The 19,337-nt window shown below is 52.4% G+C and carries 17 protein-coding genes and 1 other RNA gene; 8 read left to right on the plus strand and 10 right to left on the minus strand.

Translation table 11 applies throughout. The features are described 5' to 3' along the window. Nucleotides 1-77 precede the first annotated feature (77 nt). The 3 genes from PMI17_RS11715 to yeaG form a co-directional block, all read right to left on the minus strand. A complete protein-coding gene (locus PMI17_RS11715; protein ID WP_007889680.1) occupies nt 78-1,805 on the minus strand; it encodes a potassium/proton antiporter in 1,728 nt (575 codons plus the stop codon). A 231-nt stretch (nt 1,806-2,036) separates the two neighbouring features. After that, complete coding sequence (locus PMI17_RS11720) at nt 2,037-3,314, minus strand: YeaH/YhbH family protein (RefSeq protein WP_007889682.1); 1,278 nt, start codon at nt 3,312-3,314, stop codon at nt 2,037-2,039. A 91-nt stretch (nt 3,315-3,405) separates the two neighbouring features. Further along, the gene (yeaG, locus tag PMI17_RS11725; protein WP_007889683.1) at nt 3,406-5,340 is read right to left on the minus strand and encodes a protein kinase YeaG; all 1,935 of its coding nucleotides are present in this window, start codon (nt 5,338-5,340) and stop codon (nt 3,406-3,408) included. Between the two features lie 407 nt (nt 5,341-5,747). On the opposite strand from yeaG, the gene PMI17_RS11730 reads away from it, so the two are divergent. Further along, nucleotides 5,748-6,497 carry a MipA/OmpV family protein gene (locus PMI17_RS11730; RefSeq protein WP_007889686.1) on the plus strand — a complete coding sequence of 250 codons (750 nt, stop codon included), beginning with the start codon at nt 5,748-5,750 and terminating at the stop codon, nt 6,495-6,497. A gap of 84 nt (nt 6,498-6,581) precedes the next feature. Beyond that, nucleotides 6,582-7,430, plus strand: a complete 849-nt coding sequence (locus tag PMI17_RS11735; protein ID WP_007889690.1) for an aldo/keto reductase — start codon at nt 6,582-6,584, stop codon at nt 7,428-7,430. 21 nt (nt 7,431-7,451) lie between these two features. Here PMI17_RS11735 and PMI17_RS11740 read toward each other — a convergent pair whose 3' ends face one another. Both PMI17_RS11740 and gapA read right to left on the minus strand, forming a co-directional pair. Continuing rightward, nucleotides 7,452-8,324 (minus strand): D-hexose-6-phosphate mutarotase, encoded by an 873-nt coding sequence (locus PMI17_RS11740; protein ID WP_007889693.1) that lies wholly within the window; start codon nt 8,322-8,324, stop codon nt 7,452-7,454. 74 nt (nt 8,325-8,398) lie between these two features. Beyond that, entirely contained in the window at nt 8,399-9,397 is a 999-nt protein-coding gene (gapA, locus tag PMI17_RS11745; RefSeq protein WP_007889697.1) for a glyceraldehyde-3-phosphate dehydrogenase, read from the minus strand. 338 nt (nt 9,398-9,735) lie between these two features. Between gapA and msrB the strand changes: the two genes are divergently transcribed. Beyond that, nucleotides 9,736-10,146: a peptide-methionine (R)-S-oxide reductase MsrB gene (gene msrB / locus PMI17_RS11750; protein WP_007889699.1), complete on the plus strand. Its 411-nt coding sequence runs from the start codon at nt 9,736-9,738 to the stop codon at nt 10,144-10,146. A gap of 2 nt (nt 10,147-10,148) precedes the next feature. Continuing rightward, nucleotides 10,149-10,430, plus strand: a complete 282-nt coding sequence (locus PMI17_RS11755; protein ID WP_007889700.1) for a YeaC family protein — start codon at nt 10,149-10,151, stop codon at nt 10,428-10,430. 34 nt (nt 10,431-10,464) lie between these two features. Here the strand turns inward: PMI17_RS11755 and pncA are convergent, their stop codons facing one another. The 3 genes from pncA to sppA all read right to left on the minus strand — a co-directional run bounded on the left by pncA (nt 10,465) and on the right by sppA (nt 14,047). Continuing rightward, nucleotides 10,465-11,073 (minus strand): bifunctional nicotinamidase/pyrazinamidase, encoded by a 609-nt coding sequence (pncA, locus tag PMI17_RS11760; protein WP_007889701.1) that lies wholly within the window; start codon nt 11,071-11,073, stop codon nt 10,465-10,467. 15 nt (nt 11,074-11,088) lie between these two features. After that, a complete protein-coding gene (gene ansA, locus PMI17_RS11765; protein WP_007889703.1) occupies nt 11,089-12,102 on the minus strand; it encodes an asparaginase in 1,014 nt (337 codons plus the stop codon). Between the two features lie 85 nt (nt 12,103-12,187). Next, entirely contained in the window at nt 12,188-14,047 is a 1,860-nt protein-coding gene (sppA, locus tag PMI17_RS11770) for a signal peptide peptidase SppA (RefSeq protein WP_007889705.1), read from the minus strand. Between the two features lie 169 nt (nt 14,048-14,216). Here sppA and PMI17_RS11775 point away from each other — a divergent pair, with 169 nt between their 5' ends. The 4 genes from PMI17_RS11775 to PMI17_RS11790 all read left to right on the plus strand — a co-directional run bounded on the left by PMI17_RS11775 (nt 14,217) and on the right by PMI17_RS11790 (nt 18,205). Next, nucleotides 14,217-14,768, plus strand: a complete 552-nt coding sequence (locus PMI17_RS11775) for an NAD(P)H nitroreductase (RefSeq protein ID WP_007889707.1) — start codon at nt 14,217-14,219, stop codon at nt 14,766-14,768. Between the two features lie 153 nt (nt 14,769-14,921). After that, on the plus strand, nt 14,922-15,965 hold the full coding sequence (selD, locus tag PMI17_RS11780) for a selenide, water dikinase SelD (RefSeq protein ID WP_007889709.1): 1,044 nt from the start codon (nt 14,922-14,924) through the stop codon (nt 15,963-15,965). A gap of 21 nt (nt 15,966-15,986) precedes the next feature. Then, complete coding sequence (locus PMI17_RS11785; RefSeq protein WP_007889711.1) at nt 15,987-17,909, plus strand: DNA topoisomerase III; 1,923 nt, start codon at nt 15,987-15,989, stop codon at nt 17,907-17,909. Next, nucleotides 17,909-18,205 (plus strand): YnjH family protein, encoded by a 297-nt coding sequence (locus PMI17_RS11790; RefSeq protein ID WP_007889714.1) that lies wholly within the window; start codon nt 17,909-17,911, stop codon nt 18,203-18,205. Before PMI17_RS11785 ends, PMI17_RS11790 begins: the two co-directional genes overlap by 1 nt. A gap of 34 nt (nt 18,206-18,239) precedes the next feature. Here PMI17_RS11790 and xthA read toward each other — a convergent pair whose 3' ends face one another. Continuing rightward, complete coding sequence (gene xthA / locus PMI17_RS11795; protein ID WP_007889716.1) at nt 18,240-19,046, minus strand: exodeoxyribonuclease III; 807 nt, start codon at nt 19,044-19,046, stop codon at nt 18,240-18,242. Nucleotides 19,047-19,162: 116 nt separating this feature from the next. Next, nucleotides 19,163-19,291: non-coding RNA, RtT sRNA (locus PMI17_RS24835), on the minus strand. Nucleotides 19,292-19,337: the final 46 nt, after the last annotated feature.

Raw genomic sequence — 19,337 nt, forward strand, 5'->3', positions numbered from 1 at the left:
AACATTCTCCCGTATTTGCTGGGCTGAGTAGTGAGCATAGTCGTTCACACGCCTTTTACGAGCGTTAAAGACTCGGATTATTCCTTGTCTTCACTCACGCGCACGCCAATTTTGACGATTTGATTGTCCTCTTTTTCGGCTACTGTCCAGGTGAGTTGATTCCATTCCACCTGATCGCCGACCACCGGCGTGCTGCCTAACAGGCTCATCACCAGCTGACCCAGCGATTGCTGATCGTTGGTCTGCTCATCCAGTTCCAGCCCGTAAATTTGGGCGACATCGCGCAGGCGCGCCTCGGCATCAAGAATAAAGTCGCCGAAGAAGCGCTGATCGAGCGATACCGGAGGCGACTGGCTGAACATCTTGCCTAACGCCGGCAAATCGCGCTCGCGGCCAATGACGCACAGTACATCGCCTTCTTTAAGACGCGTATTGCCGTTCGGGTGCATCAACGCGTTATCGCGGAACAGCGCGGCGATGCGGGTTTCACGCGGCATCTGTAAATCGCGCAGCGCGGCGCCGACGCACCACTTATCGGCGCTCAGTTGATAGATGAACTGCTCCCACGGATTTTCCGGATGGATATCCAGCCCAACGCGACTGATTGGCGAGGCGGTCGGCGGCACCACCACTTTGGCGCGTTTTGCGGCATAACCGAGCGAGGTGCCTTGGAGCATCAGCGAAACCAGTACCACAAAGAACGCGATATTAAAGTAGAGCTTGGCGTTTTCCAGCCCAGCCATCATCGGGAAAACGGCGAGGATGATCGGCACCGCGCCACGCAGGCCGACCCAACTAATAAAGATTCGTTCACGGCCGGTGAAGCCTTTAAAAGGTAACAGGCCAACGAGGATGGAAAGTGGGCGAGCCACCAAAATCAACCATAGTGACAGAATCATCGCTGGCACCGCGATGTGCCAAAGATCGGACGGCGTTACCAGCAACCCCAACACGATGAACATGCCGATTTGGCTCAGCCAGGCCATGCCGTCAAAGGTTTGCAGGATGCCGTGGCGGTTACGAATGGGGCTATTACCCAACAGGAAACCGCAGAGATAGACCGCCAGGATGCCGCTGCCTTCCATTACTGTGGTGAGGGCAAATACGATGATGCCGCCGCTTACTGCCAGCAGCGGATACAAACCCTGCGCAAGGTTAATGCGGTTAATCAGCTGCTGTAGCGCCCAGCCGCCGCCGAGGCCTAACACAATGCCCAGACCAAACTGCTGAACCAGATGAACCACGAACATCCAGCTTAATCCAGACTGGCCTTGTTGAATCATGTCGATCAGCGTGATGGTAAGAAACACCGCCATGGGATCGTTACTGCCGGATTCGATCTCCAGCGTTGAGCTAACACGTTCATTCAGGCCTTTATCGCCCAGCAGTGAAAACACCGCCGCGGCATCGGTGGAACCGATAATCGCGCCAATCAGAAAGCCCTGCATCAAGTCGAGTTTGAATAACCAGGCTGCGGCGACGCCGGTTAATCCGGCGGTGATCATTACGCCGACTGTCGCCAACGATAGCGCTGGACCGAGCGCCACTTTCAGTGAGGACGCTTTAGTCCGCATGCCGCCATCCAGCAGGATAATGGCTAACGCGAGGTTAGAGACCAGATAGGCAACCGGATAGTTATCGAACGCGATGCCGCCAATGCCGTCAATGCCGGCCAACATGCCGAGAGCAAGGAAGATCACCAGAATAGGAATGCCAAGGCGGGATGAAAAGGAACTGAGCAAAATACTTGCTGCTACCAGCACGGACCCAATAATGAACAAACTGTAAATCATGCTGGCATTCAACGGCATTCTCCTGCGGCGGGAACAAAAAAGACAAACTGCGGGGGATTCACACAGACAAGGTGAAAAGATAATGCCTTATCAATAGCTTGTCAGCGCTTAATTGCACATTTTTTCATTCTGTGGGGCCGTATCCCATATAAGGCTACATTTGTATGAAAATGCAACAGGAATTGGCAAGGATTGAGGTTTGCTGCTGATAAGAAAAAGCCGGTCAGTGACCGGCTTATACATTCAGGCTTCAGCCGCCTGTTTGTGGAAAAGCTCTCTAAATACCGGATAGATATCTTCTGGCTCACGAATATGCTGGATTGCAAAGTTATCGAACATCGCCTGCAGGTGTTCATACTCGCGCCACAAGGTCTGGTGGGCGCGGCGCGTAATTTCAATGTAGCTGTAATAACGCACAACCGGCAGAATATGCTTGGCTAAAATCTCGTGACAGAGTGGGGAATCATCGGCCCAGTTGTCACCGTCTGAGGCTTGCGCCGCATAAATGTTCCACTGCGCCGGGTCATAGCGCTCTTTTACCACTTCATCCATCAGCTTGAGGGCACTGGATACAATAGTGCCGCCCGTTTCCTGCGAGTAGAAGAACTCCTGTTCATCAACTTCTTTCGCCTGGGTGTGATGGCGAATGTAAACCACATCAACGTTCTTATAGGTGCGGCTCAGGAAAAGATACAGCAGGATATAGAAGCGCTTCGCCATATCTTTAGTGGCTTGATCCATCGAACCTGACACGTCCATCAAACAGAACATCACGGCCTGACTGGACGGTTCTGGCCGCTTCTCGAAGTTTTTGTAGCGCAGGTCAAAGGTATCGATAAACGGCACACGCTCAATGCGCGCGCGCAACTCAGCGATCTCTTTACGTAGGCGTTCTTCTTCCAGCAACTGGGCTGGTTCACTGTTTTCTACTTCCGTCAGCGTCGCTTCCAGCTCGTTTAGCATGCGGCGTTTACCCGCCGTCATCGCTGTACGCCGCGCCAGCGAGTTCTGTAACGAACGCACCACGCTGATGTTAGCCGGCGTACCGTTTGAGGTGTAGCCAGCGCGATGGGTTTTGTACTCGTTTAACTGACGATGCTGATTCTTACGCAGGTTCGGCAACGCCAAATCTTCGAACAGCAGATCGAGATATTCATCTTTTGAGATCTGGAAGACGAATTCATCCTGACCATCACCGTCCTGGCTCGCATTCCCCTGGCCGCTGCCACCGCCGCTGCCGCCACCTTGTGGGCGCTCAATGCGGTCGTTTTGTACGAAGTGATCGTTCCCGGGGTGAACGCGATGGCGATTGCCGCCGCGGCCCTGGTGGAAACTCGGCTCATTGATATCGTCAATTGGAATCGAGACCGATTCGCCGCTCTCGACATCGGTCACCGAACGCTTATTGATGGCCTCGGAGATCGACTGCTTGATTTGCGACTTATAACGGCGCAGAAAACGCTGCCGATTGACGGCGCTTTTATTCTTACCGTTGAGACGCCGATCGATAAAATAGGCCATAAAACTCCCCCAAGCTGCATTGTAAGCTTAGGCCGGGATTCCCCGGCCTCCTGTGGCAGCGCTCGAGCGCCGCGTCGCTTACAGGTAACGATTATGACGACTTACGCACGCGCAGATACCATTCACACAGCAGGCGTACTTGCTTGCGGGTATAGCCTTTTTCCATCATGCGATCGACAAAATCGTCGTGTTTTTTCTGCTCGTCCGTTGAGGTTTTGGTATTGAACGAAATGACTGGCAGCAACTCTTCGGTATTGGAGAACATCTTCTTCTCGATGACCGTGCGCAGTTTTTCGTAGCTGGTCCAGTTCGGGTTGCGACCGCTGTTTTGCGCCCGGGCACGCAGCACAAAGTTCACGATCTCGTTGCGGAAATCTTTCGGGTTACTGATCCCGGCAGGTTTCTCGATCTTTTCCAGTTCGGCGTTCAGCGATTCACGGTCAAACAGTTGTCCGGTGTCGGGATCACGATATTCCTGATCCTGAATCCAGAAATCGGCATAGGTGACGTAGCGATCAAAGATGTTCTGCCCGTATTCAGAGTAAGACTCCAGATACGCGGTTTGAATCTCTTTACCGATGAACTCTGCGTATTTCGGAATCAGATAGCCTTTCAGATGCTCCAGATACTTCTCAGCTTGATCCTGTGGGAACTGCTCACGTTCTATTTGCTGCTCCAGCACGTAAAACAGATGTACCGGGTTGGCCGCCACTTCAGCATGATCGAAGTTAAACACGCGCGACAGAATTTTGAAGGCGAAGCGAGTGGAGAGGCCATTCATACCTTCATCAACGCCGGCGTAATCGTGATACTCCTGCCAGGATTTCGCTTTTGGATCGGTATCTTTCAGGCTTTCACCATCATAGACGCGCATTTTCGAGTAAATGCTGGAGTTTTCCGGCTCTTTCAGACGTGACAGAATGGAGAACCTGGCCAATGTTTCCAACGTACCCGGTGCACATGGCGCGGTGGTCAATTCACTGTGATCCAACAGTTTGTTGTAAATCTTGATCTCTTCGGAAACGCGTAAGCAATAAGGCACTTTGACGATATAGACACGGTCAAGGAACGCCTCATTATTTTTGTTGTTCCGGAAGGTGACCCATTCTGATTCATTAGAGTGCGCCAGAATGATGCCGTTAAACGGCAGGGCAGAGATGCCTTCGGTACCGTTGTAGTTACCTTCTTGTGTCGCGGTCAACAGGGGATGAAGCACTTTGATAGGTGCTTTAAACATCTCAACGAACTCCATCACACCCTGGTTAGCGCGGCACAATGCACCGGAATAGCCATAAGCATCAGGATCGTTTTGCGCATGGTTTTCCAGTTTACGGATATCCACTTTACCGACCAGCGCGGAGATATCCTGGTTGTTCTCATCACCTGGTTCAGTTTTGGCAATGGCAACCTGTTCAAGAATCGATGGCCACACCTTAACGACTTTGAAGCGGGTAATATCGCCGCCAAACTCATGCAGGCGTTTTGCCGCCCACGGCGACATGATGGTGCCGAGGTAACGCCGCGGCACGCCATACTCTTTTTCCAGAATATTGGCGTCTTCCTGCGGGTTAAACAGACAGAGTGGATGATCGTTTACCGGGCTGCGTTCGCCGTCAGCGCTCAGCACATAGATAGGAACGCGCTGCATCAGTGCTTTTAGACGTTCAGCCAGCGAAGATTTACCGCCGCCCACTGGACCCAGTAAATAGAGAATTTGTTTCTTCTCTTCCAAACCCTGCGCGGCATGTTTCAGGTAAGAAACGATTTGCTCAATCGCCTCCTCCATACCGTAAAACTCTTCAAAGGCAGGGTAGCGTCCCATGACGCGGTTGGAGAAAATTCTGGAAAGGCGTGGCTCTTGCGCAGTGTCAACCATCACCGGCTCACCGATGGCCATTAATAGTCGCTCGGCAGCGTTGGCGTATGCACTGCGATCCTGTTTACAGATGGCGAGGAATTCCTGCAATGTGAACTCTTCGTCCTTGGCAGCTTCATAACGCTGACGATAGTGATCGAATATATTCATAGCGATGCCCGTCCTTTCGTTTTTAGCACAGGTAAAGGAGCGTAATAAAATTGTCTAGCTGCTCCCGGAAGATATTCTTTAATGAGTACAGCAACCCTTATGCCAACCTGACGTTTTTTTATCGGGATACACAATTCTTTTGGTTACTCTGCTCGTACAAAAAGTCTCGTCTTACATTTAACTGTAGAAGGCATTCAGAAAACCTGCTGCCACTTTTCTCCTTATTCAGCGATATATCAATAACAAAGTCTCATAAGCACTGAGGCTTTCAGCCTAAGCAGGTAGGGCAACCAGGCGCCTCAGATAATTCTGTTGCGCGGTTGCGAGAGCATCATTAAACGTTAACCGATGGCAAAAATTTGGTTAGACTCTGCGTGTGATTGTTATATTAATGGACTGAACAAATTGTGAACCAATTCAAACTTAAAGCGCTTGCTGTTGCTATTCCTTGTTATTTTGCGGCGTTCGGCACTCATGCAGAACCCTTATCTCTCGGTGCTTCGGTCATTTATGCACAGTCACCTTATCGTGGTGGTCAAGACCGTTACCTGCCGATTCCAGTGATTAATTACGAAGGTGAAAATTTCTGGTTCCGCAGCCTGCAGGGTGGCTATTACCTGTGGAAAGACCCACAGAATCAGCTGTCGCTGACTGTGCTGGGATCGCCACAAAAGTACGATCCTAAAGATAACGATTTGGGTGATATGAAGGGGCTGGATAAGCGCCGCATGACGCTGATGGCGGGTGCCAGCTATCGTCATGTCGCCGACTGGGGCATTGTGCGCACCTCATTGCTTGGCGATGTGCTTAATAACAGCAATGGCATGCTCTGGGATATCACTTATTTATATCGCTTTGATTTCGGTGCGTTCAGCCTGACACCGGGTATTGGCGCGCTGTGGAACAGTGCCAATCAGAACCGCTACTATTATGGTGTTTCTTCACATGAAAGCGCGCGTACCGGTATTTCTGAATACCACCCAGATGATAGCTGGTCGCCGTATGTCGAGATGAATGCCAGCTATAAAATCAGCGACAGCTGGAACGCCAGTTTGTCAGGACGCTATACGCGTTTCGACAGCGAAATTAAAGACAGTCCAATGGTCGATAAAGATGGCCAGTTCACACTCTGGACTGGCGTAAGTTATAGCTTCTAAAAACTAAAATTAACGCCTCGTATTGAGGCGTTTTTTTTACATTGCACGTTTAGCGAGCCCCAATTTAGCGCAGCCGGAGGAGTAATGAAGACCATTAAATTTAACGGTGAATCTGCCTTACCCGCTATCGGCCAGGGAACCTGGTATATGGGCGAAAACGCCGCGCAGCGCGGTCAGGAAGTGGCGGCATTACAGGCCGGGCTCGACCACGGCTTAAAAGTCATTGATACCGCCGAAATGTATGCCGAAGGTGGCGCGGAAGACGTTGTTGGAGAAGCGCTGCGTGGACGTCGCGATCAAGCCTGGCTAGTGTCCAAAGTCTACCCCTGGAACGCCGGTGAAGTTGACGCGTTTGAGGCCTGCGAGCGCAGTTTGCGCCGCCTGCAAACCGATTATCTGGATCTTTATCTTCTACACTGGCGCGGTAATGTGCCTTTAGAAGAGACCATTCGCGCGATGCAGTCTTTACAGCAGCAGGGCAAAATCCGCCACTGGGGCGTATCGAATTTTGACCATGACGATATGCTTGAACTGTGGAATGAGCCAGGCGGCAATGCTTGTGTAACCAACCAGGTGCTCTACCATTTGGCCTCACGTGGCATTGAGTATGATTTGTTGCCGCTGTGTCAGCAGCGCGAGGTGCCAGTCATGGCTTATTGCCCTCTGGCGCAAGCCGGCCGACTGCGTCAGGCATTATTTGAAGATGGGCAATTGCAGCAGATTGCACAACAGAAGGGCATCAGCGTAGCGCAAGTTATGCTGGCCTGGGTGATCCGTCAGAAAGGGGTTTTAGCCATTCCTAAAGCCAGCAGCGTAGCTCACGTACAGCAGAATGCCGCGGCGTTAACCATCGATTTAACTCACGAAGAGCTCGCCATAATTGATCGCGCATTCCCTGCGCCGCAGCATAAAACCGCACTGGATGTGGTTTAGCGGCGCTAACGCCGCATCATCTTATTTGTTAACGACGCGAATCGTGGTGCCGAGGCGAGCAGGTGATTCGCCAGCGCTCTTAAGCGGCTTATTAATACGCGCGGTTTCGACGCAAACCATGGTCTTATAGCCTTCAGTGGGCATATCGCCCATGCTACAAGACAATTCAGGCCCTGGGTTCCACGTGACAACGTCACTTTGATAGTGATGGTAGACTTCGATCTGGCGTCTGCCGCCTCTGTCATGAATGACGCTACAATCATCAGCAGCGGTGTGGATACGATCCACACGATTCGGGTAAGTCTGTTTACCCTCCGATGCGCCAATGGCGTTATCGTTAACCTTATCGATATAGCTATTGCCTAAACCACTGACTTCAACTTGTGCGATATCGGCAATATGGAAATAGCTGTGGAGCGCTGCCGTGGCTTCATAATCGCCGTAGGCTTCAAGCTCGATTTCACAATGCTCAGCGATACGGAAACGGGCAAGTAAGGTGAAATCATGCGGCCACAGCTTTTTAGTTTGTGCATTGCTTTCCAGTGTAAAGGTGAGCAATACCGCATCTTCGTTTTCATCGTGAGCAGTTAGCGTCCACGGCATGTTGCGTGCAAAACCGTGCGCTGGTTCGCCCGCTGGGCCAAACCATGGCCAGCAAATTGGCACGCCTCCGCGAATGGCTTTACCGCTAGTGAATGGCGTCTTTTCACTGAGCCAAATCACCGGCTGTTGTCCGCTGGGCTGCCATGACAGAAGGTGGGCGCCCTGTAACGCAATTGCGGCGCGCACTTTAGGATGGCTGATTACCACAATCGGTAAATCACCTTGCTGCCGTTGTGACAGATAAGGGGTGATTTGATTGACTACCGGCAGGGTATAAAGCGTATCTTGCATGGTCAGACCTTCTCATTATTCAGTCGAAAAAAAGGGGCGACCGAAGTCACCCCTTGTCTGTTTCACAGATTAGCTTACTTAGAAGCTACCAGTGCAATCAGGTCGAGAACTTTGTGTGAGTAACCGGTTTCGTTATCGTACCAGGAAACCAGTTTCACGAAGTTGTCGTTCAGAGCGATACCTGCTTTAGCATCGAATACTGAAGTCAGGGTTTCGCCGTTGAAGTCGGTAGAAACGACGTCGTCTTCGATATAGCCCAGCACGCCTTTCATTTTGCCTTCTGACTCAGCTTTGATCACTGCACAAATTTCTTTGTAAGTGGCTGGTTTTTCCAGGCGAACAGTCAGGTCAACAACAGAAACGTTCGGAGTAGGAACGCGGAACGCCATACCAGTCAGTTTGCCATTCAGTTCTGGCAGAACAACGCCAACTGCTTTAGCTGCACCGGTAGAAGATGGGATGATGTTCTGAGCTGCGCCGCGGCCGCCGCGCCAGTCTTTGTGAGACGGGCCATCAACAGTTTTCTGAGTTGCGGTGGTAGCGTGCACAGTGGTCATCAGGCCTTCAACAATACCGAAGTTGTCGTTGATGACTTTAGCCAGTGGTGCCAGGCAGTTAGTGGTGCAAGACGCGTTAGAAACGATGTCCTGGCCAGCATACTTGTCAAAGTTAGCGCCACGAACAAACATTGGGGTGCTGTCTTTAGATGGACCAGTCAGAACCACTTTCTTCGCGCCAGCCGTGATGTGTTTACGTGCAGTTTCGTCGGTCAGGAAGATACCGGTCGCTTCAGCAACAACGTCAACACCCACTTCGTCCCATTTCAGGTTAGCCGGGTCTTTCTCAGCGGTAACACGGATTTTCTTACCGTTAACAATCAGTGCACCGTCTTTCACTTCTACAGTGCCGTCAAAACGACCGTGAGTAGAGTCATACTTCAGCATGTAAGCCATGTAATCGGCGTCCAGCAGATCGTTGATCGCGACGATTTCGATGTCAGAACGCTGCTGCGCAGCACGGAAAACGATGCGACCGATACGGCCAAAACCGTTGATACCTACTTTGATAGTCATATATTCCACCAGCTATTTGTTAGTGAATAAAAGGTTGGCTGTAAAATTACAAAAACCTTACCAGGCGTCAAGCGGAATCGTGTCAATTGTTGCGACAGGTCAATTCCAACGCCAGGAATAATTCGTTGCGCAATCGCTTACGCAGCACCCTTATTGCGCGCCTATGTTACGCCGAATGCGGGCTGAAAAGGGATGACTTTTGCAAAGGGTGATCACCATCACAAAATCGAGCTATGGCAGAAGGGTCGGATGCGTTAGCACGAAATAAGACCCGATAGATGTTGTACGTTTGTTAGAATACTAGTCGATTTTTTCAGAATGACACTCCGGAACTCAAAATGGCTAAAGATACCGCACCCGACGCAAAAATCGCACAGCTTTCAGAAATGCAGCGCTATGTCACTCAGCATCGTGGAACGGAGCCCCCTTTCTCGGGCGCCTTGCTGCACAACAAACAGGACGGTATCTACCACTGCTTAGTCTGTAACTCCCCCCTGTTTCTCTCTGAAACGAAATATGATTCAGGTTGCGGCTGGCCAAGCTTCTATCAACCCTTCAATGACGATGCGATCCGTTATCTGGAAGATGATTCACACGGTATGCATCGGGTGGAAATTCGTTGTGGCAACTGTGATGCCCATCTTGGCCATGTTTTCCCGGACGGCCCACAACCGAGCGGCGAGCGCTACTGTGTGAACTCCGCTTCGCTGAACTTCACTGATGAGCAGGGCAATCAGCAAGAGGGCTAAGTATGAAACAGGAACTGGAAGCGATGCTGGCGGCAATGACGCCGGAAGTGTATGAGCGATTGTCTACCGCAGTTGAAACCGGTAAATGGCCGGATGGCGTCGCCCTGACGCAAGAGCAGAAGGATAATTGCCTGCAGCTGGTCATGTTGTGGCAGGCGCGCCACAATGACGATCCACAGCATATGACCATCAGCAAAGGTGGGGATATGGTCATGAAGTCGAAAAAACAGCTGAAAGAAGAGTTCGGTATCGAGCCCGATGTCACGCGCATCAACCTGCACTAAAAGCAAAAGGGCTGGTTGCTGCCAGCCCTCATTTTCAGATTAATACCGCGCCTTGCGCTGCCATCTGTGCGAACGCAATGTCGCTATCATCCGGATTCAGGTTCACGCCGCGGCAGCCCTCTTTGACGACCTCAACGTTATAGCCCAGTTCTAACGCATCCAGCACGCTGTACTTGACGCAGTAATCGGTCGCAATGCCCAACATTACTAAATCGCTGATACCACGCTCGCGCAGCCAGCTATCGAGTTCAGTTTTACGGCGGTGGCCATTATCAAAGAAGGCACTGTAGCTATCCACCTCGACATCGCCGCCCTTATGGAACACGGCATCGATCAAAGATCGATCGAGGTCAGGGTGGAAATCCGCACCGACAGAGTTTTCAATACCATGATCGGGCCACCAAATCTGCGCTAAACCGTTTAATTCACCCAAGGTATAAACAGGTTCACCGGAGATTGAGGCGAAGCTGCCGTGATTGGCGGGATGCCAGTCCTGCAAAGCCACCACGCACTCGCCGCGCTCGTGAAACTCACGCGCGTAACGGTTGGCCACGGCCACCGTTTGGTCGCCATCACGTACCGCCATTGGGCCGCCGGGGCAAAAGTCGTTCTGAATATCGATAATTATCAATGCCCGCTTCATTACTTTCGCTCCGTATCAATCTTCGGTCAGTTCGCCGCGTAAATTTTGCTGCATTTTGGCACGAATTTCCGCGCTGGTAAGGTCCTGACTCAATAAAAAGTGCAGTTTTGTTAATGTTGCCTCAACGGTAAGATCAAAACCGCTGATCACGCCGGCGTGTTCCAGGGCATTTCCCGTAGCGTAGCCGCCCATATTCACCTTGCCGGACATACACTGCGTTAGATTAACCACCACAATGCCGCGATCGTTGGCTTGCTGTAGTTCCGAGAGGAACTCGGCATTCTGCGGCGCATTACCCACGCCATAAGATCGCAGAATCAATGCCTTTACTGGTTGACGCAGGAAGTTACGCACTACGTCAGCGGAAATACCCGGATAGATCGTCACGACACCAATGGGCTGCGGCGTAATCGGATGCACAATCAGCGCGCCTTTACCTTGTGGTGCCGGCGGAGTATTCAGTCGACGAATGTGAATTCCAGCTTCGAGTAGCGGTGATAGATTCGGGGAAGCGAAGGCATTAAAGCCATCAGCGTGTGCCTTTGTGGTACGGTTGCCACGGAACAGCGTGTTGTTGAAGAACAGGGCGACTTCACTGATTGGATAATTTGCTGCGACATACAGCGAGTTCAGCAGATTTTGCTGTCCATCGGAACGCAGCTCCGCCAATGGAATTTGCGAACCGGTAACGATGACCGGCTTAGCGAGGTTTTCCAGCATAAATGAGAGCGCCGAAGCGGTGAACGCCATGGTATCGGTGCCATGCAGAATGACAAAACCGTCATAAAGGTCGTAGTTTTGCTGAATATCATTAGCAATCGATTGCCAATCCTGCGGCGTCATGTCCGAGGAGTCCATCAGCGGCTGATATTCATGGATAGTAAAATCGGGCATTTCAGGCCGGTGGAATTCGGGCATGTTTGCCAGCTGCTGCTGTAAATGACCGGAGACCGGAATGTAGCCCTGCGCAGAGCGCTGCATCCCGATGGTGCCGCCTGTGTAGGCTACATAGATATTTTTCTTTTGCATGATGAAACTCAGACTTGCCGTAAAGCGCGCAGTATAAGGGGATTGCGAACGAAAAGCAGCCCGACCAGCGGCCGGGCTGTAAAGATTAGCGTACGTTGCCGCAGTTGAGGCAAAAAGCGTAGCGATTTTGCGGATCGTTGAGATTATTAAGCAAGCCAGGCTGCTGTTTAACCGCGCTCATCACATCAAGCATCGGAGCAGGTAGCCAGACTTTCAACGCTGCGGGCAATACCGCCTGCACCGAAGCGTTCATCTGATTCAGCAATAAATCGAGCATGCCCGGTTCATCCTGATACCAACTCAGTTCCGGTTTCGCGACTTTCGCCAACTCGGCGGCTTTTGCCACGGCGTCGTCAAAGTCTCCCAGCGCATCAACTAAACCATTAGCCTTGGCATCGCTGCCGGTCCAGACGTGGCCTTGTGCAATAGCATTAATTTGCTCAGGCGTTTTATGGCGTGAAGTGGCGACCAAACCAACAAAGTTGCGATAACCATTCTCGATGGTGAGCTGCATCAGCTGTTGTACTTCAGGCGGCAGAGCTTTGGTGGTCGCGACATCCGCCAGTGGTGAAGTCGCGACACCGTCAGTGTGCACGCCAACCGAGCTCAGGCTGTTTTCCACGGTATTAATCACGCCAAAGATACCGATCGAACCGGTAAGCGTGCTCGGTGCCGCCACGATGTAATCGGCAGGTGTGGAAATCCAGTAACCTCCTGAAGCCGCCATACCACCCATAGAAACCACTACCGGTTTGCCGGCATCGTGGGCTGCCGCTAGCTCTTCACGAATCGCTTCTGATGCCGTTACGCTGCCGCCAGGGCTATTAACACGCAGTACAATCGCTTTAATTTTCGGGTCAAGACGCGCATCGCGAATCTGCGATGCAGTGGTATCACCACCGACATTCCCCGCGCTCTCTTCACCGTCCATGATGGCACCGCTAGCGAGGATTACCGCGATGTTCCCATCCTGACTTTGCGGCGGTTGTTTAACGTTATAGTCGTAGATACTTACGCTACGATAATCGTTATTCGCTTTGTCCCAGCCGAACGTTTTGACCAGCTCCTGATCGGCGGCTGCGCGCGTATCAAGCACATCGACTAATTTATTGTTCAGCGCGTATTTTGCCGTATCGCCCTGAACAGCTTGCAGGCCACTAATAATGCCAGCAGCACCAGGGAAGAGCTGATCGGCGGTAATCTGGCGATTGGCTGCAACGGTGTTCAGGTAGTTCTGCCACAACTGACCCACCCAACGGCCGTCGGCATCACGCGCTTCAGGTGACATATCGTCACGCAGGAACGGCTCAACCGCAGATTTATAAGTACCCACGCGGAACACGTGCGAGCTGACTTTCAGCTTATCCAGCAGGCTTTTGTAATACAGGCCGTTAGTCGCGAAACCGTGTAAATCCACCGTGCCTTGTGGCGACAGGTAAACTTTGTTGGCGTAGCTGGCGATGTAGTACTGCGCCTGGCTGTAGCTGTCGCCGACCGCATAAATCGGTTTTCCGGCATCACGGAATTCACGCAGCGCTTTACCGACATATTGCAGCGAAGGTTGATCGCCACCAGCGAAGTCACGTAACTCCAGCACAATACCGGTAATGTTTTTATCGGTTTTCGCCTGGCGAATCGCATCCACCACATCAAACAGTGAGTTCTCCTGCAGGCGATCGCCATTTGCGCCTAACAATTGACGGCTAATACGACTCAGACGATTGCTGACCGAAGGTTTATCGACCAGCACGCCGCTCAGATCGATTTTCAGCGCGCCTTGCTGAACGGGTTCACTGTTGCTGGAACTGGAAACTTGCATCCAAATCCCAACGCCCGCCAGGATCAATACAATAAGAAATAAATTAAGAATAAATTCCCGAATAAAATTCAGCACCCGCCACGTCCAGCGGAACAGACCGGAAATAATTCGCCACAATGTGCGCATAAACTCTCCATATTCACGTAACAGGGCAGCCAGCACGCGGTCTGCCCCGATGTCGGGTTCATCCTAAAGAGCGGCGTGCGAAAAGTCAGCAGGAAATCGCGCCAGACTGTTACAAAAGATCGTGCTGTGCCAGGATTAGCCCACGCTTTTTATTCATGGGAGAAGAATAATGGATGCACTGGACTTATTAGTTAATCGCCGCTCGGCATCGCGTCTGGCAGAACCGGCCCCAGCGGGCGAAGCGCTGCAAAATATTCTGCACGCAGCGTTACGCGCGCCGGATCATGGCACGCTGCAGCCGTGGCGCTTCATCATTATCGAAAATGAAGGGCGCGACCGCTTTGGCAAATTGCTGGAACAAGCCGCACGTGACAGCGATCTTGAGCAGAAAGCCATCGACAAAGCAGCGGCTGCGCCATTTCGCGCGCCGATGATCATCACTGTGGTGGCGCATTGTGAAGAGAACGCCAAAGTACCGCATTGGGAACAGTTGGCTTCTGCCAGTTGCGCGGTGATGGCAATGCAAATGGCCGCCGTGGCACAAGGCTTCAACGGCATCTGGCGCAGCGGTCCCTGGACCGATCATCCATCAGTACGCCAAGCCTTCGGCTGCCGTGAACAGGATGCCATTGTCGGCTTCCTCTATCTGGGCACGCCGCAGTTGAAAGCCAACACTACCGTGGTGGCGCCTGACACGGCGCAGTTTGTCAGTTATTTCTGACAGACAGCAGCAGGCTTTTGCGGCACGTTAAGCGCTGTTGCAGAGATTGCACAGAGCCTGTGCGAAAGATCGAGGTTAGGTCGTGCAGCACTTACCACCCGCGAACAGCCAGGCTAACATAGCGCCTTCTGATCAGCGCATAAGGACGTCGCCATGAGTGAACCTCTTCGTTTAACGCAATACAGCCATGGTGCTGGATGCGGCTGCAAAATTTCGCCGCAGATATTGGAAACCATTCTCCGCAGTGAGTTGACTCCGTTCCACGATCCGCAACTGCTGGTGGGGAATGAAACGCGCGATGATGCTGCGGTATACGATCTGGGTAACGGTACGGCAGTGGTTAGCACCACCGATTTCTTTATGCCGATCGTCGACGATCCTTTTACCTTTGGCCGTATCGCCGCCACTAACGCCATTAGCGATATCTACGCAATGGGCGGAAAACCGATCATGGCGATCGCCATTTTAGGCTGGCCGGTGAATGTGCTAAGTCCGGAAGTGGCGCAGCAAGTGGTCGACGGTGGGCGGGCAGCCTGTCAGGCTGCGGGTATTGCGCTGGCTGGCGGCCATTCGATTGATGCGCCTGAGCCAATTTTCGGCCTGGCCGTGACCGGCATTGTTGATGTGGCGCGCGTGAAAAAGAACAGCGCGGCGCAGGCCGGATGTCAGCTGTTTCTCACCAAACCGCTGGGCATCGGTATCCTCACTACCGCTGAGAAAAAAGGCCTGCTGCGGCCTGAACATCAGGCGCTGGCAGCAGATGTGATGTGTCAGCTAAATAGCGCCGGGGCGGAATTTGCCAAACTTGCTGGCGTTAGCGCCATGACTGATGTGACCGGTTTTGGCTTACTGGGTCACCTCAGCGAAATCTGTCACGGTTCTGGATTGCGAGCCGAGGTGAACGCGGCAAATGTACCGCGTTTAGCGGGTGTTGATGATTATATTGCCGCTGGAGCAGTGCCGGGCGGCACCAGCCGTAATTTCGCCAGTTACGGTGCGCATGTTTCACCAATCGATGATGCCACCCGTGCGCTGCTGTGCGATCCGCAAACGTCCGGCGGCCTGCTGGTGGCGGTTCAACCCAGCGCTATCGAGGCGTTCACGCGCTGTGCCGCTGAAGCAGGCGTGCAAGTTGCGTCGATTGGTGAGCTATTTGCCGCCGAATCTGATCGTCCTTTGATTACCGTAGTTACCTGACGTTAAGGAACGACGCCATCCATGCGTTTGTTTATTGCCGAAAAACCCAGCTTAGCGCGTGCGATTGCCGACGTGTTGCCGAAGCCGCATCGACGCGGCGACGGCTATATTGCCTGTGGGAATGACCAGGTTGTGACCTGGTGTGTCGGGCACCTGCTAGAGCAGGCGCAGCCCGACAGTTATGACAGCCGCTATGCGCGCTGGAATCTGGCCGATTTGCCGATCATTCCGGAAAAGTGGCGCTTGCAGCCGCGTCCCTCGGTGGCGAAGCAACTGAAAGTGATTGAAGGATTGTTGCAGCAAGCCAGTATGGTAGTGCATGCGGGGGACCCCGACCGTGAAGGGCAACTGCTGGTGGATGAAGTGCTGGATTATCTGCAACTCGCGCCAGAAAAACGCCAAACGGTACAGCGTTGCCTGATTAACGATCTCAATCCTTCGGCAGTGGAGCGTGCCGTAGGACGCTTACGTGAGAACCGTGAATTCATTCCACTCTGTGTGTCTGCGCTAGCGCGGTCGCGTGCTGACTGGCTGTATGGCATCAATATGACCCGCGCATGGACCTTGCTGGGGCGTAATGCCGGTTACGATGGCGTGCTGTCGGTCGGCCGTGTACAAACGCCGGTACTGGGTTTGGTGGTGCGGCGTGATGAAGAGATTGAGAACTTTATCCCGAAGGATTACTTCGAAGTCAAAGCGCACATCGTTACGCCAAAAGAAGAACGTTTTGTTGCTAGCTGGGTGCCGAGCGATGCCTGTGAACCCTGGCAGGATGAAGAGGGGCGGCTGCTGCACCGTCCGCTGGCAGATCATGTGCTGGAGCGCATCAATGGCAAACCTGCGCTAGTCACCGGATACAACGATAAACGTGAATCCGATACCGCGCCGCTGCCTTTCTCTCTGTCTGGCCTGCAGATAGAGGCGGGTAAGCGTTATGGCCTCAGTGCGCAGAATGTGCTGGATTGCTGCCAGCGCCTGTACGAAACCCATAAACTGATTACTTACCCACGTTCCGATAGCCGTTATCTGCCCGATGAGCATTTTGCCGGGCGCCATGCAGTATTGAACGCGATTCAGGCCCATCAACCTAATCTGACACCGCCAACGGACTTCAACCCGGATCAGAAGAACCGCTGTTGGGATGATAAAAAAGTCGATGCGCACCACGCCATTATTCCCACCGCGCGCGCCAGTAAGGTTAATCTGACCGAAAATGAAGCCAATATTTACGGCTTGATAGCGCGCCAATATCTCATGCAGTTTTGTCCCGATGCGGTGTTCCGCAAGTGCGTTATTGACCTCGATATTGGCGGCGGCAAGTTTATTGCCAAAGCACGTTTTCTGGCGGAAGCCGGCTGGCGCGCATTATTAGGCAGCAAAGAGCGCGATGAGGAGAATGATGGCACGCCATTGCCGGTGGTAAGTAAAGGCGATGAGTTGCTCTGTGAGCGCGGCGAAGTGCTGGCCAAACAAACGCAACCGCCACGCCCGTTCACTGATGCCACCTTATTATCGGCTATGACCGGCATTGCACGCTTCGTGCAGGATAAAGAATTAAAGAAAGTCCTGCGCGCAACCGATGGTTTAGGTACGGAGGCGACGCGAGCAGGTATTATTGAATTACTGTTTCGCCGCACTTTCCTGGTGAAAAAAGGTCGCTATATTCACTCGACAGAGGCGGGCAGGGCGCTGATTCATGCGTTGCCTGAAATGGCTGCGCGGCCGGATATGACGGCGCAGTGGGAATCGACGCTGACGCGCATCAGTGAAAAATCCTGCCGCTACGATGAGTTTATGCAACCGCTGGTCAGCACCTTAATCGGGTTGATTGGTGAAGCACGCCAGCGTCCGTCGCTACAGGCCTTTCGCGGATTGACTGCGCCTGGGCTAAAAAAGAGAGCTAAACCGAAAACGGCTCGTCGCAAAACCAAGGAGACAGAGTGATGCGTTATGCAATGTTGCTGCTGAGCGGACTGTTGTTATGCAGTACCTCTGCGCTGGCCAACCGCCAGCCGGAGAGTAATCGTATGGGCAATACGGATGTGGTGGTGGATATGCCTGACGAAGTGTGGACGCAGGGCAAAAACAGTCGCCAAAGCGACTGCATGCAGTGCTGTACCTATGAGAATCGTAGCTATTCTGAAGGTGCGGTGGTGAAGGCGGAAGGTGTGCTGTTGCAATGTGGACGGGACGAAAAAGTCTTGGGCACAAATCCACTCATCTGGAAGATCATCAAATAAAAACAGCGTGGCGATTTACCGCCACGCTGTTTCCTCACAGCTTAAACGTCGACCAAACGGGCGCGTGATCAGACGGTTTTTCCATACTGCGAATGTCGTAATCGATACCGCTCTCAATACAACGCGACGCCAGTGGCTGGCTCGCTAACAACAGATCGATGCGTAACCCACGATTATCATCAAAGCCTTTTGAGCGGTAGTCAAACCACGAGAAGCGGTCGTTGGTTGCCGGGAATTTGTCGCGCCAGGTATCAACCAACCCCCACTGCAGTAAGCGATCCATCCATTCACGCTCTTCAGGCAGGAACGAACATTTACCGGTGCGCAGCCAACGCTTGCGACTCTCTTCACCAATGCCGATATCAAAATCGGTGCTGCTGATGTTCATGTCACCCATGATCAACACCGGTTTATCGACGGCTAATTGCTGCTCAAGATAGCTTTGCAGATCGCGATAAAACTTCTCTTTGGCGGGGAATTTGGTGGGGTGGTCGCGGCTTTCTCCTTGTGGGAAATAGCCGTTAATTACGGTGATATCGCCGATCGGGCTGGGGATTTCCGCCATGATCAAACGACGCTGCGCATCTTCTTCATCGCCGGGGAAACCACGGCTCACGCTTATCGGCTCCGCTTTCGTCAGCAGTGCGACACCATAATGACCTTTTTGCCCGTGATAAAATACGTGATAGCCCAGTTTGCTGACGTCCTCGAGCGGGAACATATCGTCATGCACTTTGGTTTCCTGCAAGCCAATAACATCGGGTTGATGCTGCTCAACCAGCGCTTCTAATTGATGAGGACGTGCACGCAAGCCGTTGATGTTGAAAGAGACAAATTTCATTTCGCTGCCATTTCTATCCGCAAAAGTATGGCGGGATGGTAACGAGTTTTTAGGTAAATGTCATGATGTGTAGAGAGAGAAAACAAGGATTAAAGCTGAGAGAGGAGAATATTCGGTGGTGGTGGGAGAAGGATTATTCGACGCGATGCGTCTTACCCTTCGGGCCGCGCTGAAGCGCGTTGTCTCACGTTGTTCGACTCGAACCTTCAGTCGAAGCTTCTCATCCTTCTCACGAAGCAAAATATAAGTTTGGGGATTTAATTGAAGAGGGAGAATATTCGGTGGTGGTGG

The organism is Pantoea sp. GM01 (genome assembly GCF_000282675.1).
Taxonomy (GTDB): domain Bacteria; phylum Pseudomonadota; class Gammaproteobacteria; order Enterobacterales; family Enterobacteriaceae; genus Pantoea; species Pantoea nemavictus.